This window comes from Citricoccus sp. K5 (genome assembly GCF_902506195.1).
Lineage (GTDB): Bacteria > Actinomycetota > Actinomycetes > Actinomycetales > Micrococcaceae > Citricoccus.
This window is the reverse complement of the sequence record NZ_LR732817.1, coordinates 2857772-2872783: the sequence shown is the minus strand read 5'-3', so window position 1 is coordinate 2872783 and position 15012 is coordinate 2857772. Positions and strand designations below refer to the sequence as shown.

14 protein-coding genes are annotated in these 15012 nt (G+C 65.7%); 8 read left to right on the top strand and 6 right to left on the bottom strand.

The window, feature by feature from the left end; all coding sequences use genetic code 11:
• Positions 1 to 48 precede the first annotated feature (48 nt).
• Positions 49 to 1062, bottom strand: a complete 1014-nt coding sequence (locus BOSE125_RS12880) for a LacI family DNA-binding transcriptional regulator (RefSeq protein ID WP_159553122.1) — start codon at positions 1060 to 1062, stop codon at positions 49 to 51.
• Between the two features lie 116 nt (positions 1063 to 1178).
• Here BOSE125_RS12880 and BOSE125_RS12875 point away from each other — a divergent pair, with 116 nt between their 5' ends.
• Positions 1179 to 3383 carry a cadherin-like beta sandwich domain-containing protein gene (locus BOSE125_RS12875; protein WP_159553120.1) on the top strand — a complete coding sequence of 735 codons (2205 nt, stop codon included), beginning with the start codon at positions 1179 to 1181 and terminating at the stop codon, positions 3381 to 3383.
• Positions 3384 to 3422: 39 nt separating this feature from the next.
• On the opposite strand, the gene BOSE125_RS12870 is transcribed toward BOSE125_RS12875, so the two are convergent.
• Positions 3423 to 3707 (bottom strand): MerR family transcriptional regulator, encoded by a 285-nt coding sequence (locus BOSE125_RS12870; RefSeq protein ID WP_236557998.1) that lies wholly within the window; start codon positions 3705 to 3707, stop codon positions 3423 to 3425.
• Between the two features lie 141 nt (positions 3708 to 3848).
• Here BOSE125_RS12870 and BOSE125_RS12865 point away from each other — a divergent pair, with 141 nt between their 5' ends.
• A complete protein-coding gene (locus BOSE125_RS12865; RefSeq protein WP_159553118.1) occupies positions 3849 to 4280 on the top strand; it encodes an Hsp20/alpha crystallin family protein in 432 nt (143 codons plus the stop codon).
• A 106-nt stretch (positions 4281 to 4386) separates the two neighbouring features.
• Positions 4387 to 4764: a hypothetical protein gene (locus BOSE125_RS12860; RefSeq protein ID WP_159555165.1), complete on the top strand. Its 378-nt coding sequence runs from the start codon at positions 4387 to 4389 to the stop codon at positions 4762 to 4764.
• Positions 4765 to 4796: 32 nt separating this feature from the next.
• Here BOSE125_RS12860 and BOSE125_RS12855 read toward each other — a convergent pair whose 3' ends face one another.
• Positions 4797 to 5627 (bottom strand): SDR family oxidoreductase, encoded by an 831-nt coding sequence (locus BOSE125_RS12855; protein ID WP_159553116.1) that lies wholly within the window; start codon positions 5625 to 5627, stop codon positions 4797 to 4799.
• Positions 5628 to 5719: 92 nt separating this feature from the next.
• Here BOSE125_RS12855 and BOSE125_RS12850 point away from each other — a divergent pair, with 92 nt between their 5' ends.
• On the top strand, positions 5720 to 6520 hold the full coding sequence (locus BOSE125_RS12850; RefSeq protein WP_159553114.1) for an IclR family transcriptional regulator: 801 nt from the start codon (positions 5720 to 5722) through the stop codon (positions 6518 to 6520).
• A gap of 60 nt (positions 6521 to 6580) precedes the next feature.
• Here BOSE125_RS12850 and BOSE125_RS12845 read toward each other — a convergent pair whose 3' ends face one another.
• Positions 6581 to 7036: a MarR family winged helix-turn-helix transcriptional regulator gene (locus BOSE125_RS12845; protein WP_159553112.1), complete on the bottom strand. Its 456-nt coding sequence runs from the start codon at positions 7034 to 7036 to the stop codon at positions 6581 to 6583.
• A 161-nt stretch (positions 7037 to 7197) separates the two neighbouring features.
• Here BOSE125_RS12845 and BOSE125_RS12840 point away from each other — a divergent pair, with 161 nt between their 5' ends.
• Together BOSE125_RS12840 and BOSE125_RS12835 are read left to right on the top strand one after the other, a co-directional pair.
• Positions 7198 to 8439, top strand: coding sequence for an MFS transporter (locus BOSE125_RS12840; protein ID WP_236557996.1), 1242 nt, complete (start codon positions 7198 to 7200; stop codon positions 8437 to 8439).
• 452 nt (positions 8440 to 8891) lie between these two features.
• Positions 8892 to 9929 (top strand): LacI family DNA-binding transcriptional regulator, encoded by a 1038-nt coding sequence (locus tag BOSE125_RS12835; protein ID WP_159553108.1) that lies wholly within the window; start codon positions 8892 to 8894, stop codon positions 9927 to 9929.
• On the opposite strand, the gene BOSE125_RS12830 is transcribed toward BOSE125_RS12835, so the two are convergent.
• Both BOSE125_RS12830 and BOSE125_RS12825 read right to left on the bottom strand, forming a co-directional pair.
• The gene (locus BOSE125_RS12830) at positions 9890 to 10588 is read right to left on the bottom strand and encodes an SDR family NAD(P)-dependent oxidoreductase (RefSeq protein ID WP_159553106.1); all 699 of its coding nucleotides are present in this window, start codon (positions 10586 to 10588) and stop codon (positions 9890 to 9892) included. The two genes, BOSE125_RS12835 and BOSE125_RS12830, sit on opposite strands and share 40 nt — an antisense overlap.
• A 113-nt stretch (positions 10589 to 10701) precedes the next feature.
• Positions 10702 to 11565, bottom strand: a complete 864-nt coding sequence (locus BOSE125_RS12825; protein WP_159553104.1) for a sugar phosphate isomerase/epimerase — start codon at positions 11563 to 11565, stop codon at positions 10702 to 10704.
• Positions 11566 to 11711: 146 nt separating this feature from the next.
• Here BOSE125_RS12825 and BOSE125_RS12820 point away from each other — a divergent pair, with 146 nt between their 5' ends.
• Together BOSE125_RS12820 and BOSE125_RS12815 are read left to right on the top strand one after the other, a co-directional pair.
• The gene (locus BOSE125_RS12820; protein ID WP_159553102.1) at positions 11712 to 13052 is read left to right on the top strand and encodes an MFS transporter; all 1341 of its coding nucleotides are present in this window, start codon (positions 11712 to 11714) and stop codon (positions 13050 to 13052) included.
• Between the two features lie 39 nt (positions 13053 to 13091).
• Positions 13092 to 14957 (top strand): FAD-dependent oxidoreductase, encoded by a 1866-nt coding sequence (locus tag BOSE125_RS12815; protein WP_236557994.1) that lies wholly within the window; start codon positions 13092 to 13094, stop codon positions 14955 to 14957.
• The last annotated feature ends 55 nt before the right edge of the window (positions 14958 to 15012 follow it).

The following is a 15012-nucleotide window of genomic DNA, read 5'->3' as shown; positions in this document are numbered from 1 at the left end:
CACCGCGTGACGGGGGAGTATGTGACGAGGGTCACGCAGCCACCATCACTATGGACGAAGGGACGAGGAGGTGCAAGGTGTGGCACCGGGGGCGGGGCCGGTGGACTCGCGGATGGCCAGGCTGGAGGGCAGCACGACGAGCTGGTTGCGCCGGCCCTCGACCAGCATCTCGACGCCGTGGTGGGCGGCGGACTCGTATTGGCCCCCGAGCGTGGTCAACGGGGGCGTGCAGAACCGCGACACGAACATGTCGTCGTACCCCACCACGCTGAGGTCGGCGGGGACGGCGAGGCCGTTGCCCTGGACGTGCCGGATGATCCCGATCGCGAGGAGGTCGTTGTGGGCGACGACGGCGGTGGCACCGGCGCGCAGGACCTCTTCGGCTGCTGCGGGCCCATCCTCCAGTGAGGGTCGGAAGGGGCCGAGCTGGCGGATCTCCAGCTCGTGCGACTGAGCGGAGCCGGACAGGGCGTTCCACCGCTGGTGGCGGACCCAGCTGCTGGAGGGTCCGCCGGCATAGGCCATCCGGGTGTGGCCCAGGGCCGCCAAGTGGGTGATGATGCGCTGCGATCCCTGGTCCTGGTCCACGAGGGAGCACGAGATGCCTTCCACATGCCGGTTCAGCAGCACGACGCTGGCCCGGTCAGACAGTGCGGTGACCTCCGCGTCGGACAGTCGGCTCGAGGTGAGGACGAATCCGTCCACCCGGCCGATGAGGCGCTCCAGGACGGCTCGTTCCCGGGCAGGGTCCTCGCCGGTGTTGGCGAGCACCAGCCCGATGTCCGCGGCTTGGGCCCTCCGCTCGGCCCCGTGGATGGCCTCCGAGTAGTAGGGGTTGGTGATGTCCGGGACCACCATGGCGATGGTTCCGGTACGCGGGGAGCCGGCCGATCGGGCGAACGCGTTGCGGCGGTAACCGAGGCGGTCCACGACGGCCAGCACGAGGGCGAGGGTGTGCGGGTGGACCTTCTGCGGTTGGCTCAGGGCCCGGCTGACGGTGGCAGGGGAGACGCCGCTCTCCCGGGCCACATCGTAGATCGTCACCCGGACCGGCTCAGACACCGTGGCCTCCTCATGAAACTCATTGAAACTTCTCGTCAGTCCAGGAGCGTCACCCTAGGGTTCAATCATTCATCACCGCCATCCCGTTATGCGCACCCCGAGGAAAGAGATCAAACATGGACCAGATGTGCTCCTGCACACAGGATTCCGCCCGGCCGACGGTGGACGAGCTCACGCAGTCCCGGGTGTCCCGCCGGCAATTCGGCGTCCTCGCCGTGGCCGCGGCGGCTACGGTGGGGATCACCGCGGCGTCGGCCGAACCGGCCGCTGCCCACCGCGGCTCCCAGCACCTCACCCGCGGGGAGTTCATCTCCCTGATCTCCAACCACTTCGACTGGGTGCACTCGTCGATGTACATCGACCCCTACAAGCTGCCCCAGCCGACCTTTAACGATGTGAAGCTGGGCAAGACCGAGCACTCCTATCAGATCGAGACCGCGCTCGAAGAGGGGGTGGTGTCCAACGCCAAGCGGACCTTCAACCCGAGCAAGCCGATCACCCGCCAGGATGCCGCGGACATGCTAGCCAAGGCCTTCCACCTGCCCGCGTCGGACCAGAACGCCCTGAGCCGATTCTCCGACGCCAACGCGGTGGACCCGTCCCTGCGCGGTAGCGTCAACGCGATGCTGGCTGCCGGCTTCCTGACGGGCGAATCCCGCTCGAGGCTCTCCCCGCGGTCCCCGCTCTCGCCGAAGGAGGCCCGGACCATCTTCGATCGGCTGACGCGGGAACTCGTCTCGCCGCCGCAGGTCATGTGCAAGCCGGGGACGACCGCGCCGCGGCGCTACATCGACATCACCACGCCCACCGACGGTGCCACGATCCACTACACCTACACGGATGACGGCAGCGAGCCGGTGGACCCGAGTACCGATTCTCCGACGTTCGATCTGCGCCAGAACGGCGTCCTGCAGTTCGTGAACCCGCTGTCCTCCACCACGGACTCCAAGGAGTACCGCCTCAAGGCCGTGGCCGTGAAGGACGGAATGAACCCCAGTGCCATCCGCGAGTTCACCTGGAACATCGTCCGCCCGCTGCAGGGGGAGTTCCGGGCCCAGCAGGTCAAGCGCGCCGGGCGTTCCCAGCCGGCCATCTGGAAGATCAACAATCCCTCCGAGTACTACCAGGCCAACGTCTACTACATCGAGGGCTCCCGGAGGGGCATCGTCTTCGACGCGGGTGAGTACAGCGCGGAGAAGGCCGACCTCAAGGCCTTCATCGACACCATCGCCTCCCGGCCCTACGACCTGGTCCTCGGCCACAACCATCCGGACCATGCCGAACAGATCCACAACTTCACCTCCGCCGGGGTCACCCTCTACTGCACCGACCGGGAGAAGGCCGCCCTGAGCGCCGCCCGGCGCGAGGATCACCGCCTGGCCGGCCAGGCCGCCGTCGCCGTGGAGGACGGCTTCGAGATCGATCTGGGCAACGTTCAGGTCAGCTTGTTCCATGCCCCCGGCCACACCAACGGGCTGATCACGGCGCTCATCAACCAGACCGGCTGGGTCTATTGCTCCGATCACTACGGCTGCAACCGCCCATACACGGCGGACACCACGCAGTTCAACTCCATCCGCGCGGACCTCTTCCTGTCCCTGCAGCGCCAGCTGGTGGCGGATTACCAGAAACGCAGCCGCAGCGGCCGCGTGGTCGAGGTGACGAACGCCCACCAGGACGTGGCCGTGGGCATGGAGTGCATCGACAACTTCATCGAGTGCTTCCAGAACATGATCGACGACGCCGACGCCGCCATCGAGCCCTCCATCCGGGGCGGCATCAGCGGCAACCCCACCGGGCCGGTGCGCAACTCCCGGATGTCCAAGGTGGGGGACATGTGGCGGGACCCGAACTGGATCGCCGTGGGCAACTCCATCGGCGCCGGCCTGGACCAGCCGCGGGACTACCTGAGCTCGCCGACGGACGCCTACCCCTCCGGGGTGACGGTGGACTACAACGCCGAGGGTGGGCATCTGCGCTATTCGGTCCTGAGTCACCTCGAGATCGACGGCGGCCGGCTGGTGGGCACCGACGTGCACTGGGCGCCGCCCTCGAACGGGGTGGAGAACAAGCTGACGGACAAGTTCAACCCCTGGGTGTTCGACTACGAGATCGTGGTGCCCCGCGGCACCCGCTCGGTGTCCGTGCTGCCGACCGCGATGTCCAGCAACGTCCGCTCCCTGACGGTCAACGGGTCCCAGGTGCGGCACTCCCGGCCGGTCAGGGTGCCAGTCCGGCACAAGACGCGCTTCACCGTGGGAGTGGTGGCACCGGACGGCCGGACGTCGAGTGAGTACACGTTCACGGTGAGGGTGGATTAAGAGTGGACGGGGGTGTGCTCCAGGGCCGGGCGGCGGTGACTAGGCCCGGTCTTGGAGGCGCCTCACCTGATGCGTCAGCTGCCGGTTCCGGGCCTCGAGCTGCAGCACCAGCCGGACTCCGGCCAGGTTGAGGCCATCGGCCAGTAGCTCTCCGATGCGCCGAAGCGCGGCCACATCCCGGTCACTGTAAAGGCGGGTGCCTCCGGGGGTCCGCTCTGGCTCCAGCAGGCCACGGCTCTCGTACTGGCGCAGGTTGTGCTGCTCCATCCCCACCATCCTGGCGGTGACCGAAATGCTGTACACACCCTGGTTGTCCTTGCTCAAAGCGGGAAACCTTTCCACTCGTCCGGGAATCTACCCTTGCACACCTTGTGTCCGTGAGTTATATAAATATGTACCAGCCAGTTGAGATCCTCAAGGCTGGGACCACTGAATACATCGATCATCTGTTGGGAGTGAGTCATCATGCTGATGCGTACCGATCCGTTCCGCGACCTTGACCGTCTCGCCGAGCAGGTGCTGGGCACCCGCTCCAGGCCCGCGGCCATGCCGTTGGAAGCCTGGCGGGAGGGTGACCAGTTCGCCATCGCGTTCGACCTGCCCGGGGTGGACGCGGACTCCATCGATCTCGGGATCGAGGGCAACGCCCTGACTGTCCGGGCCGAGCGAGCCCCACGGGCCCCCGAAGGCGCCGAGATGCTGGCCTCGGAGCAACCACGCGGTGTGTTCAGCCGCCAGGTCATCCTCGGTGAGCAACTCGATACCGGAGCCATCACTGCTGGCTACGAGGCGGGGGTTCTCACCGTTCGCATACCTGTGGCGGAGCATGCGAAGCCGCGGCGGATCCAGGTGGAGGCGGCGGGCGAGCCGAAGCAGCTCGTGGAGTCCGGCGCCTAGGGACGGGGACCAGGGGCCCCGGAGACCGTCCGGGGCCCCGGCCCCTGTGCCTTCGGTCTGGGGGAGGTGTGCTTCGCGCACAGAGACCATGAGCGAGGTGACTGGAATGAGCTCGTGGCGACCCTATAACCACTCGCTGGTCCCGGCCTTCTATGAGAGGTTCGAGGAGCGGTGGGGCAAAGGTGCCGCCCCCTTTCTCGATCCCGAGGCGACGGAGCCACCATTGCCTCGCGCCCAATGGATCAACGTGGATACGGGCGCGGCCGTGGCGGTGGTGCCGATGTGGGCGGATGACTCCGAGCATCGCTCGTTCGGGGTGTTCTATCTGCCACCGCAGGGCGACATCTGGGTTCTGCATCCCGGCCCGACCCAGTACATCGAACCAGAAGATGGGAGGGACCGGGAGCGGGTGACGCTGCGCAACCAAGCGTTCAGCAAGGCCATCCGGCATGCAGAGGAGTTCATCTTCGGGCTCATCGCCTGAGGAATGTGCCGGTACGGACGCGGCTCACCAGGTCAGGAATCCTGCCGCAGGTTGTTGCCCGCGGTCTCACCGCCGTCGATCGCGATGGAGGAGCCGGAGACGAACCGGGACTCGTCCGAGGCCAGGTAGAGCACGAGCGCGCTGATCTCCTCGACCTGGGCGGCGCGGCCGGCGGGGACCTGGCCGTAGCCGCGCTGCAGGCCGGCGGTCAGAGGCGTCTCCACGGAGCCGGGGTGGATGGAGTTCACCCGGATGCCGTCCGCGCCGAAGTCAAGGGCGGAGGTCTTCGTCAGCCCCTGCACGCCCCATTTCGCGGCGGAGTAGGCGGCGCGGTTCTTGAAACCGACCAGCCCGGCGATCGAGGAGACATTGATGATCGAGGAGGTCCGCTGCTTCCTCAGCTCGGGCACCGCGGCTTTCATGCCGAGGAACGTCCCGGTCAGGTCGATCTCGATGGTCCTGGACCAGTCCTCCACGGAGGCGTCCTCCACGGTCCCGGGCGTGTAGATGCCCGCGTTATTGACCAGCACGTCCAGCTTCCCGAACTCCCGGACGCAGTGCCCGACGGCGGCCGTCCAGTCCTCCAGTCGCGTCACGTTGAGCGGGGTGAAGGCGGCGGCCCGCCGGCCGGCGGCCGCGTTGATCTCCTCGGCCAGGGCGGAGCCGGTCTCCTCCTGCAGGTCGCCGATCACGACGCACGCCCCGGCGGCGGCCAGTGCGCGGGCATGGGAGGCGCCCATGCCTTGCGCGGCACCCGAGATCAAGGCGACCTTGCCGGCGGCGCGGCCGGAGCCGGCGTCGTGCTCGGCGTTCTCCGGGACGGTTTCGGCCGGGCGGGTGGGGGAGTCGGCGGTCTCAGTCATGGGCTCACCCTAGGAACGGGCGGGCTGGGGGAGCGTGGGGGTGTTCCGTTGATCGGTATGATCGGAGTCACCTCTGCGTCGAAAGGCATTCCGTGGCCAACTCGCCCTCCGGCGAATCCGTCATCCACCGCGTGGTGCGCATCCTCTCCGCCTTCGGGGACGAGGCGCCAGCCCTGCATCTGCGGGAGCTCGCGCGGATCGTCGGGCTGCCGGTCTCCACGGTGCACCGGCTGGTGGCCGAGCTGGAGGTCGAGGGGCTGCTCGTCCGGGACGGCTCCGGCCGGCTGCGCCACGGGCACCGGATGTGGGAGATGGCCTCCCGCGGCTCGCGAGCCTCCTCCTTGCGGGAGGCAGCCCTGCCGCCCATGGAGGACCTACTCAACCACACCGGCAACCACGTCTCGCTCGGCGTGCTGGAGGGCACGGACGTGCTGTACCTGGAGCGACTGGCCGCGGACGATGCCACGATCAACATCACCCGGATCGCCGGCCGCCTGCCCGTCCACGGCTGCTCCGCCGGACTCGTGTTCATGGCTTATGCGCCGGAGGAGGAGCAGGAGCGGTTCCTGCACCGGCGGCTGGACAAGCTCACCCCAGACACGGTGACCGAGCCGGAACAGTTGCGCGGCATCCTCGCGGACATCCGGCGCAATGGCTACGTCTCCATGGCCGGGATCATCGTGCCGGAGTCCAGTGGGATCTCCGTGCCGATCTTCGTGGAGGACCAGCACGCCGTGGCCACGCTCTCCCTGATCGTGCCCCGGGGCGAGGAGCACCTGGCCGTCTCCATCCCGCAGCTGCAGTTCGCGGCCCGTGCCATCACGCGCCGGCTGGGCCACGAGCCCGCGGCCCGCGCCATGCAGCGCCGCAGTGAGCCCCGCACCCGCGCCTGACCGTGGGTCTCTGACCGCCGCGCCACCGTGGACCGCCGCGTCATCGTAGGAGTGGGGTGGTCAGGAGCGGGGCCAGGGCTGGCCCCGCAGGGCTTCGATGCCCTCGTTGAAGCTGCGCATCAGGGCCACGAACGTGTCGACCTCCTCCGGAGTCCAATCCGCGGTCACGGTGCGGAAGGACGCTGCACGTGCGGCCATCTCTTCGCCGAAGCGGCGGGAGCCCTCGGCGGTGGGGCGGTGCTTGCGCGCGGGGCCGCCGTCGGGGTCCGGAATCCTCTCCACCAGCCCGGTCCTCAGCGCGGCGGCCACCTGGCGGTGCACCGTGGAGACGTCCAGGCCGAAGGCCTCGGCCAGCTCGCCCACGGACAGCGGCCCCGAGGCCTCAAGCCGGGCGATCAGGACCGCGGCGCTGCGGTCCAGCACCCACTCACGGTTCTTCGCCGGTGTTCCCTGCAGTGCGGCCCGGGTCAGCAGCATCTGCTCGTAGGCCAGCTCGTCGTGGGTGCTGCGGGCCATGGTGGCGGCTCCTTCGGGGTCTGCGGGTGCGGCGGTCGCGCCGCGTCGGTGGGCTGTGACAGGCGGGGTGCGGGAGGGGAGGTAACGGTCGGGACGGTGGGGCGACGGGTGAGGAGCCCTGCCCCGACATTTGCATCATACAAAACAGGAGTACGATGTGCATGATGCAAAACCACCGACTGCTGACCCGAACCTTCACCCTGGCGTGGCTCGTCAACTTCTCCCAGTTCCTGACGTTCTACTTCCTCGTCACCACGTTGGCGCTCTACGCCGTCCGCGAGTTCGCGGCCTCGGACGCCGCCGGTGGGCTGGCTTCCAGCGCCTTCGTCATCGGGGCCACCGTCGCGCGGCTGTCCACCGGCTACGTGGTGGACCGGTTCGGACGCCGGCGCACCATGCTCGTCGCCCTCGTGCTGGCGGCGGTCTCCTGCGCGCTGTACTTCGCCGCCGGATCCCTGGCCCTGCTGATCGGCGTGCGCATCCTGCATGGGTTCACCTACGCCTTCGCCAGCACAGCGGTCATGGCCCTGGCGCAGGCCGCCATTCCGCCCACCCGCCGCGGCGAGGGGACCGGCTACCTGGCTCTGGGCACCACCCTGGCCACGGCGGTCGGCCCGGCCATGGGCCTGTGGGTGGCCGGCGGATTCGACTACGCGGTGCTGTTCGCCGTGGCGTTCGGCTCGACCGTGGTCGGTCTGGTCCTTGCGCTCTTCCTCAAGAGCCCCGCGGCCAGCCCCGCGGACAGTCCCACGTCCAGCCCCGAGTCCAGCCCCGAGTCCGGCCCCGAAGCACAGGCCGCTTTGCAACCGCGGATCTCGTGGTCGGCCATCGTGCACCCGGCCGTGGTGCCGATCGGGATCTTCATGGTGGTCATCGGCCTCTGCTACGGCGGCGTCATGACCTTCCTCAACGCGCTGGCGGAACAGCGCGACCTCGCCACCGGGGCCGGGCTGTTCTTCGTGGCCTACGCGGTCGCGATGCTGCTCATGCGCCTGACCCTCGGCACGCTCCAGGATCGCCGGGGGGACAACCCCGTGGTGGCCTTCGGGCTGGTGTTCTTCGCGCTGGCGCTCGTGCTGTTGGCGGTCTCCAGTCGGGACTGGCACGTGGTGGTGGCCGGTGCGCTGACGGGCCTGGGGTACGGGACCCTCATGCCGGCGGCGCAGGCCATCGCGGTGTCCCGGGTCGAGCCGCACCAGTATGGCTCGGGCGTCTCCACGCTGCTGCTGTTCGCGGACGTCGGCCTGGGGCTGGGGCCCGTCGCCCTGGGCGGGCTCGTCACCGCGGCCGGTTTCGGGGTGATGTATCTGGTGCTGGCCGGGTTCGTGCTGGTGGCGGCGGTCTGGTATGTGGCCGCGCACGGCCGGCATGAGCACGCCAGGAGAGGCCACGCCGGGTCCTGAGTGGACGGTGGTAGCCAGGGCCCTGCTACGGAACTCGATCACGATCCGCAAGGCCGGTGACGAGGTCGAAGCTGAGCCCGGCTTCTTTGAGGCTGACACCGCCGCCCACTGCGGGCCGTGCCTGAAGGGCGAGTTCGTCCGATCGGTGAACCTGACCGATATGACACCCCGACCGAACTGACGGTCCTGAACGAGCTCTGGCCGTCGGTCAATGACCGGCTGAACTTCTACATGCCCACGAAGAAGCCGATCGGCTGGTCTTCCGACCCCTCCGACCCCTCCGGGCGCTGCAAGCGCGTCTACGACACTCCGAAAACCCCGTACCACCGCCTGTTGGACTCCCGGATCCTCAGTCGGGCCCAGCAGAGAGAGCTGGCCGCCTACAAAGCCAGCCTGGACCCCCTATTCAGTGGCGGTACCTGCGTTTTCCCCCGATCTCTTAAGATGATCCAATGGTGACCAGCGTAGACGTGGCTCAACTTGTGGGTCTGTCCCAGTCGACTGTTTCGCGTGCCTTGCGCGGCGACCCAGCAGTCGCCCTGGCGACCAAGGAGCGAGTATTGTCTGCGGCTCGCGAACTAGGTTACGTCCCGAACGAAGCGGCCCGCATGATGGTCACTCGACGAACGCACGCCGTAGGCATCGTGGTGGCTGACCTTGCTAGTGCCGTTTACCCGATCATCATGGAATCGCTGCAGAGCCGACTGCTCCAGCATGGATACCGGATGATCCTGATCCGAGATCCGGACGCTTCTCCAGACCCTCAAGCGGTCGATACGTTGGGCAAAACCACTGTGGACGGCATGATCCTCTTGTCTGCTCGGGACAAGTCCACGGCGCTCAGCAGAGTTCTCGATCGACAGACCCCGGTCGTCTTGCTCAGCCGTGACGACGTCAGCGTAGATGTCGAAGCGGTTCTCGCCGACGACATCAGTGCAGGAGAGCAGGCGATCTCCCACTTGCAGGATTTGGGGCATACGGAGATCGGGGTGATCTCCACCCTCCGGGACCGCTCCAACGGACGTGACCGAGAGGATGGCGCCAGAGAAGCGATGGGGCGCTTGAATATCCCAGTACGGCAGGATTGGCTCCAGCGTATTCGCTTGACGCATGAAGACGGCGTTCGGGTCGCCCGGCGATTGTTGGACCAAGAGGGCCGGCCGACCGCATTGTTCTGCGTCAATGACGTCTTCGCACTAGCCGCCTTGGACGCAGCGTCCCAATTGGGCCTACGGGTTCCGGATGACTTGTCGATCGTCGGGGTGGACGATTCTCCGCCCGCCCGCTGGAGCTTCATCAATCTGACAACCGTCCACCAGCCGATTGCGGACATGGCGAAAGACGCAGTCGATCGTTTGATTCGAAGGATCGACGGCGGCCTTCCGAACCAGCCCAGCAAGGCCATACATCCTGTCCGGCTGGAAGTACGGGGGACGACTGCTCCGCCGCCTCAGGCGGTGTTGCGGCCTCCACTGAGGTCCAGAGTCTGACCAGTCATGTAGCTCGCTTCCTGGGAGAGCAACCATGCAGCTAGGGCAGAGAACTCCTCGGGCAGCCCGATCCGTCCCATCGGCACCTTCGCCAACAGCTGGGCGTTACGTTCTGGGCTGAGGTCCTGGAGGAGCCTGGTCTTCATCATGGACGGGGCGATGGAATTCACGGTCACTCCCATCGGGGCAACTTCCTTCGCGGCCGTCTTGACCAATGCCACGAGCCCGGCCTTGGACGCCGAATAGGCGGCCTGGTACGGGTTCCCTTCCCGCGCTGAAATGGAGGAGAGGATGGCCACCCGTCCGTATCCCCGGCCGGTAAGCACCGGAAGGACGCTCGCCAAACCATGCAGACAACCATCGAGGTTGACGCCCAGGGTTTTGGCCCAGCCATCCGAGGGCATTTCCGTCACCGCTACTTCGGGCCCCTGGATTCCGTGGGCGAAGAGCGCGCCGTCGAGCCGGCCGTACCGGTCGAGCACAGCCTTGACAATGCGGTCCCAATCCGGTCGGTGCGTGACATCCAGCGCCACGCAATCCGCTGGACTGCCGCCGTCGCCTTGGCCGGAAGCAGTGACATCTGTACAGACGACATGAGCGCCTTCCCGCGCGAGCCGATCTGCGGCATTCGAGCCGAGTCCGCCTGCCGCGCCGGTCACGAGGAATACCTGGCCTTGAAATCGGTCCGGCCAGTAGATCTGGTCATTGGCGATGCGAGTCTGCTGCGAGTCTCGTGCCGCCGTGTTCGGGATGGTGGCTGAGGATGGTTCACTCATGATGTGGGCTCCGTTTCGGTCATGTGGAGAGAATCGAGCAGGCTTTCGGCCGCGGTGTAGATTCGGCGTAGATGGACGTCAGTGCCTTCCGCGTCGGCAGACCAGACATCAGGAACCTCGACGCTGATGGGGGCGTCCGGAAGGGCCCGCAAGATCTCCGTCAGAGGGAAATCCCCGCGACCCGGAGCCAGCCTCTTTGCCCGTGATTCGATCTGCCTCGCCGACCCGTTCACGTCCTGCCCAAGCGGCATGAGATCCGGTGTCGGGAGGCTCGGAGTCGAAGCCGGGCCATCACACAACTGGATGACGGCAACCGCGTTTGGCGGCAGGTCTCTCAACTCTGCAACGCGTCCGCCTGCGCGGACAAAATGCAGGACATCAAGCATGATTCCGCACCCGGTCTGCTCGACCAACGCTCCCGCCGCGGTGACGGAGTCGAGTGCTTGATACGAAATCGGTTCAACCGATGGGCGAATCTTGTACGCCTTGGCATCCTCGACCAGCGCTGACAACGCGTCCTTGAGTCGGCCTGAATCGGGATCGCCACAGATCACGTTGAGAATCTCGGCCTCCAGCGCAGCTCCGGATTCCAACGCCGGTATCCACTGTTCTTTGCTTCTGATGCCATCAAGAGTGAACGCTTCGACGTCGCGCACGGTCAGCCCGGTGGCTTCCATGCGCCCAAGGGTCTTCTTCGACATGGGAGAGCCGGCACTCACGGGGTACGGGCGTTCATTCTGCGTTGCCGGATGCACGCGTATCCCGACAGAGGTGAAACCCGCAGCGGCTGCGGCGTCGATCAGTTCGGGTGGGCTCAGATGTAGCGCTGACAAGTGTGCCAGCCCCAGATTCCTGTTCATCGTTCTCATCCTGTTCGAAAGGCATTTGACGTCCGGTGAAGCACGTCCATATGATGTGCACCACCCAATGACTACGTAGTCATTGAATCACTCCTCCCGTCTCCGGCCAAACGCAGCGAACAATAGAAAGGTTGCGGTGAACCGCAATGTCAACTTCACCAGCTTCGGGCACCGTAATTCCCGATGGCGTCGGCTCGAATCCACGCCCAGTCGCTAGCGATGCTAAATCTGGCCGCCGTGCGGCTCTCGCCAGCACCGTCGGCGCCATCGTTGATTGGTACGACTTCTTCCTCTACGGCACGGCAGCGGCCGTGGTGTTCGGCCCCCTGTTCTTCCCTTCGGGCAACGAGGTTGTCGGACTTCTGGCTTCTATGGGCTCGTTCGCCGTTGGTTTCGTGTTCCGGCCTCTGGGCGGGGCCATTTTCGGCCACTTCGGGGACAAATACGGGCGCCGCACCATGCTGTTCATCACCGTCATCATGATGGGGATCGCCAGCACTGCCATCGGCTTGCTCCCCACCTACGCCGCCATCGGGATCGGCGCTCCGATCCTGCTCGTGGCACTCCGGGCAATCCAGGGTATTGCGGTCGGCGGAGAATGGGGAGGCGCCGCCCTCATGGCAGTGGAAAGTGCGCCCGCAAACAAGCGGAACTTTTTCGCCACCGGAGTGCAGATCGGATCGTTCGTAGGACTACTCCTCGGCACAGCGGCGTTCTCTCTCATGACTGCGTTGACCACTGAAGAGCAGTTCCTCGACTGGGGCTGGCGAATCCCATTCGTGATCAGTATCCTCTTCGCTCTCGTCGGCCTGTGGATCCGCGCCGGAGTGCCTGAGTCGACAGAGTTCACTGAGGCCAAAAGTGATCATGAAGAAACTCGCGCACCCCTAGCGGAGGCTATCCGCACCAGCCCGAAGAAGATCCTGGCCGTGATCGGCATGCGCATGGTGGATCAGAGCACGTTCTACATGGGCTTCACTTTCTCCCTGGCGTATGTGGAGAACTTCACCGACACCCCGACGTCGACGGTCTTGACAGCTTCTATGGTCGCCATGATTCTGGCCATCCCGTTCTTGGGCCTATGGGGAAGCCTCGCAGACAGGTTCGGCCGGAAGTGGTTCTACGTTGTCGGACCCTTGCTGGCCGCCCTGTCAGCAGCACCATTCTTCATGGCGCTCAACAGCGGCGAATTGTTGCCGATGATTCTGGGCTTCATGGCCCTCATCAACCTTGGGCACAACATCTCGACCTGCGTCCAGCAGTCCTGGTTCACCGACATGTTCGATGTGCGCATCCGGTACAGCGGTGCCGGATTCGCCTACGCACTGGCCGGTGCCGTTGGTGGCTTCATCCCATTGATCGCCACGGCCTTGCTGGCCAGTACTGGCAGCTGGATGGCCGCCGCAGCGCTGCTTGCCGCACTATGCCTCGTGGCCTTGGTCTCCGGCCTGTGGTCTTACAAATGGGCCAGCCAGGAACATCGCTGAGCCCACCCAAGACCTCACAACAACTAACTGCATTGAGTCATGGCCGAGTGCATGAACAACGGACGGCAAAGCCCCGGCGTTCATGCACTCGGTTCGTCCCCGACATCTCCCAGTACCAAGAATAAACACACCGAAGAGGGCCAGTCCTGCATGAAGAGCGTTGCATCCGAACCATCACAGACCGCCGCCACCGAGACTTTGACCTGTGATGTCCTCGTCGTTGGCTCCGGCGCTGGTGGACTTTCAGCCGCCGTGACCGCGGCATACCACGGGTTGAAAGTCATCGTGGCGGAACGAGCTTCCGTTTGTGGCGGTGCCACGGCCTGGTCCGGAGGCTGGGCGTGGACTCCCGGAAACCCCCTCGCTCACGCAGACGGCGTCACGGAAGACCCCAGCCTCTTCCGCACCTACCTCCACCACAGTCTCGGGACGAACTACCACGAGGAGAAAGTGGAGGCCTTCCTCGAGGCCGTGCCACACATGGTGGGATTCTTCGACCAGAAGACCAGCCTGCAGTTCACTCCCGGCGCCAAGATCAAGGACGTCTACGGCAAGACGCCGGGTGCCGGCGTCGGCCATCGCTCGGTGGGTCCCAAGCCCATCAACGCACGTGAGATTCATTCCTGGGTCCGAGCGAAGATGCGCCACCAGCTCTATGAGACTTCGTTCCTCGGCATGGGCATCATGGCTGGCCCCGATCTCACCAAGTTCCTTGCCGCATCACAGGGCAGCATCGCCGGCCTAATCCATGCCGCGCGGCGCTTTACCCCTCATCTGTGGGACTTGGTGGCCCACCGCAGAAATATGCAGCTGGTCAACGGAACTGCGCTCGTCGGTCGACTCTTGATGTCTGCCGACGAGCTGGGAGTCGACATCCGCGTCTCCACCCGGGCGACCCGCCTATTGACTGATGAGGATGGACGAGTGTCTGGCGCTGTTCTCGAAGCACCCGGAGGCGAAACGCGCATCCATGCAGCCCGCGGAGTGGTGTTGGCCACGGGTGGATTCCCGCGAGACATCCAGCGACGCAAGCAACTGTTTCCCAAGGCGCCCACTGGTCTCGAGCACTGGACTTTGGCACCGGCCGAGGCCGATGGCGACGGCATCTCGTTGGGTCAATCCGTCGGGGCCCGGTTCAACACGGAGGTGAAGTCGCCTGCAGCGTGGTGCCCTGTTTCCCTGGTGCCGTACCGCAACGGTCGCACGGGTGTCTTCCCCCACATCATGGACCGAGCTAAGCCTGGTTCCATCGGCGTGCGTGCGGACGGCAAGCGTTTCGTCAACGAGGCCAACGGCTACTACGACTACGTTTCCGCCCTGATAGAAACTACGCCGGAGGATGAACCGGTCGAGTCCTGGCAAATTGCCGACTCCCGGTTCGTTCGCAAGTATCCCTTGGGCATGGCCAAGCCCTGGCCGGTTCCCCTGCTTCCATACCTGCGCTCGGGATACCTGAAGCGGGGCCGTACCTTGGAAGAGCTCGCCGAGCAGTGCGGGATCGACCCAGCTGGACTGACCCAAACCGTGAGACGGTTCAACGAACACGCCCGCTTGGGCATCGACCCGGACTTCAGCCGAGGCGAGACTGAGTTCAACCGATACGGAGGCGATCCGCAGGTTGGTCCCAACCCATCCCTTGGACCCATTGAGAAAGGCCCATTCTACGCAGTCAAGGTGCTACCGGGCAGCTTCGGAACCTTCGCCGGCTTGGAAGCGGACGGGCGTGCGCGAGTTCTAGATGACGAGGGGAACATCATCCCCGGACTGTATGTAGCAGGGAACGACCACAACTCAGTCATGGGAGGACACTATCCTGCGGGCGGCATCAATCTGGGGCCGGCCCTGACCTTCGGGTATATCGCCGGCCGCGACATGGCCGGAGCGGTTGCCTACGAAGACTCATGACATCCTCTGGGAACACCTCTACAAGTCGACTCGGAGTCCTGTCGCGTCAGAAGAG

Excerpts from the sequence above, each read along its gene's own strand:
- BOSE125_RS12855 (WP_159553116.1), bottom strand. The coding sequence starts at position 5,627 with ATGACTGAGACCGCCGACTCCCCCACCCGCCCGGCCGAAACCGTCCCG.
- BOSE125_RS12845 (WP_159553112.1), bottom strand. The coding sequence starts at position 7,036 with ATGGCCCGCAGCACCCACGACGAGCTGGCCTACGAGCAGATGCTGCTG.
- BOSE125_RS12825 (WP_159553104.1), bottom strand. The coding sequence starts at position 11,565 with ATGAACAGGAATCTGGGGCTGGCACACTTGTCAGCGCTACATCTGAGC.
- BOSE125_RS12815 (WP_236557994.1), top strand. The coding sequence starts at position 13,092 with ATGGCCGAGTGCATGAACAACGGACGGCAAAGCCCCGGCGTTCATGCA.
- BOSE125_RS12860 (WP_159555165.1), top strand. The coding sequence starts at position 4,387 with ATGAGCTCGTGGCGACCCTATAACCACTCGCTGGTCCCGGCCTTCTAT.
- BOSE125_RS12875 (WP_159553120.1), top strand. The coding sequence starts at position 1,179 with ATGGACCAGATGTGCTCCTGCACACAGGATTCCGCCCGGCCGACGGTG.
- BOSE125_RS12840 (WP_236557996.1), top strand. The coding sequence starts at position 7,198 with ATGATGCAAAACCACCGACTGCTGACCCGAACCTTCACCCTGGCGTGG.
- BOSE125_RS12820 (WP_159553102.1), top strand. The coding sequence starts at position 11,712 with ATGTCAACTTCACCAGCTTCGGGCACCGTAATTCCCGATGGCGTCGGC.
- BOSE125_RS12865 (WP_159553118.1), top strand. The coding sequence starts at position 3,849 with ATGCTGATGCGTACCGATCCGTTCCGCGACCTTGACCGTCTCGCCGAG.
- BOSE125_RS12835 (WP_159553108.1), top strand. The coding sequence starts at position 8,892 with ATGGTGACCAGCGTAGACGTGGCTCAACTTGTGGGTCTGTCCCAGTCG.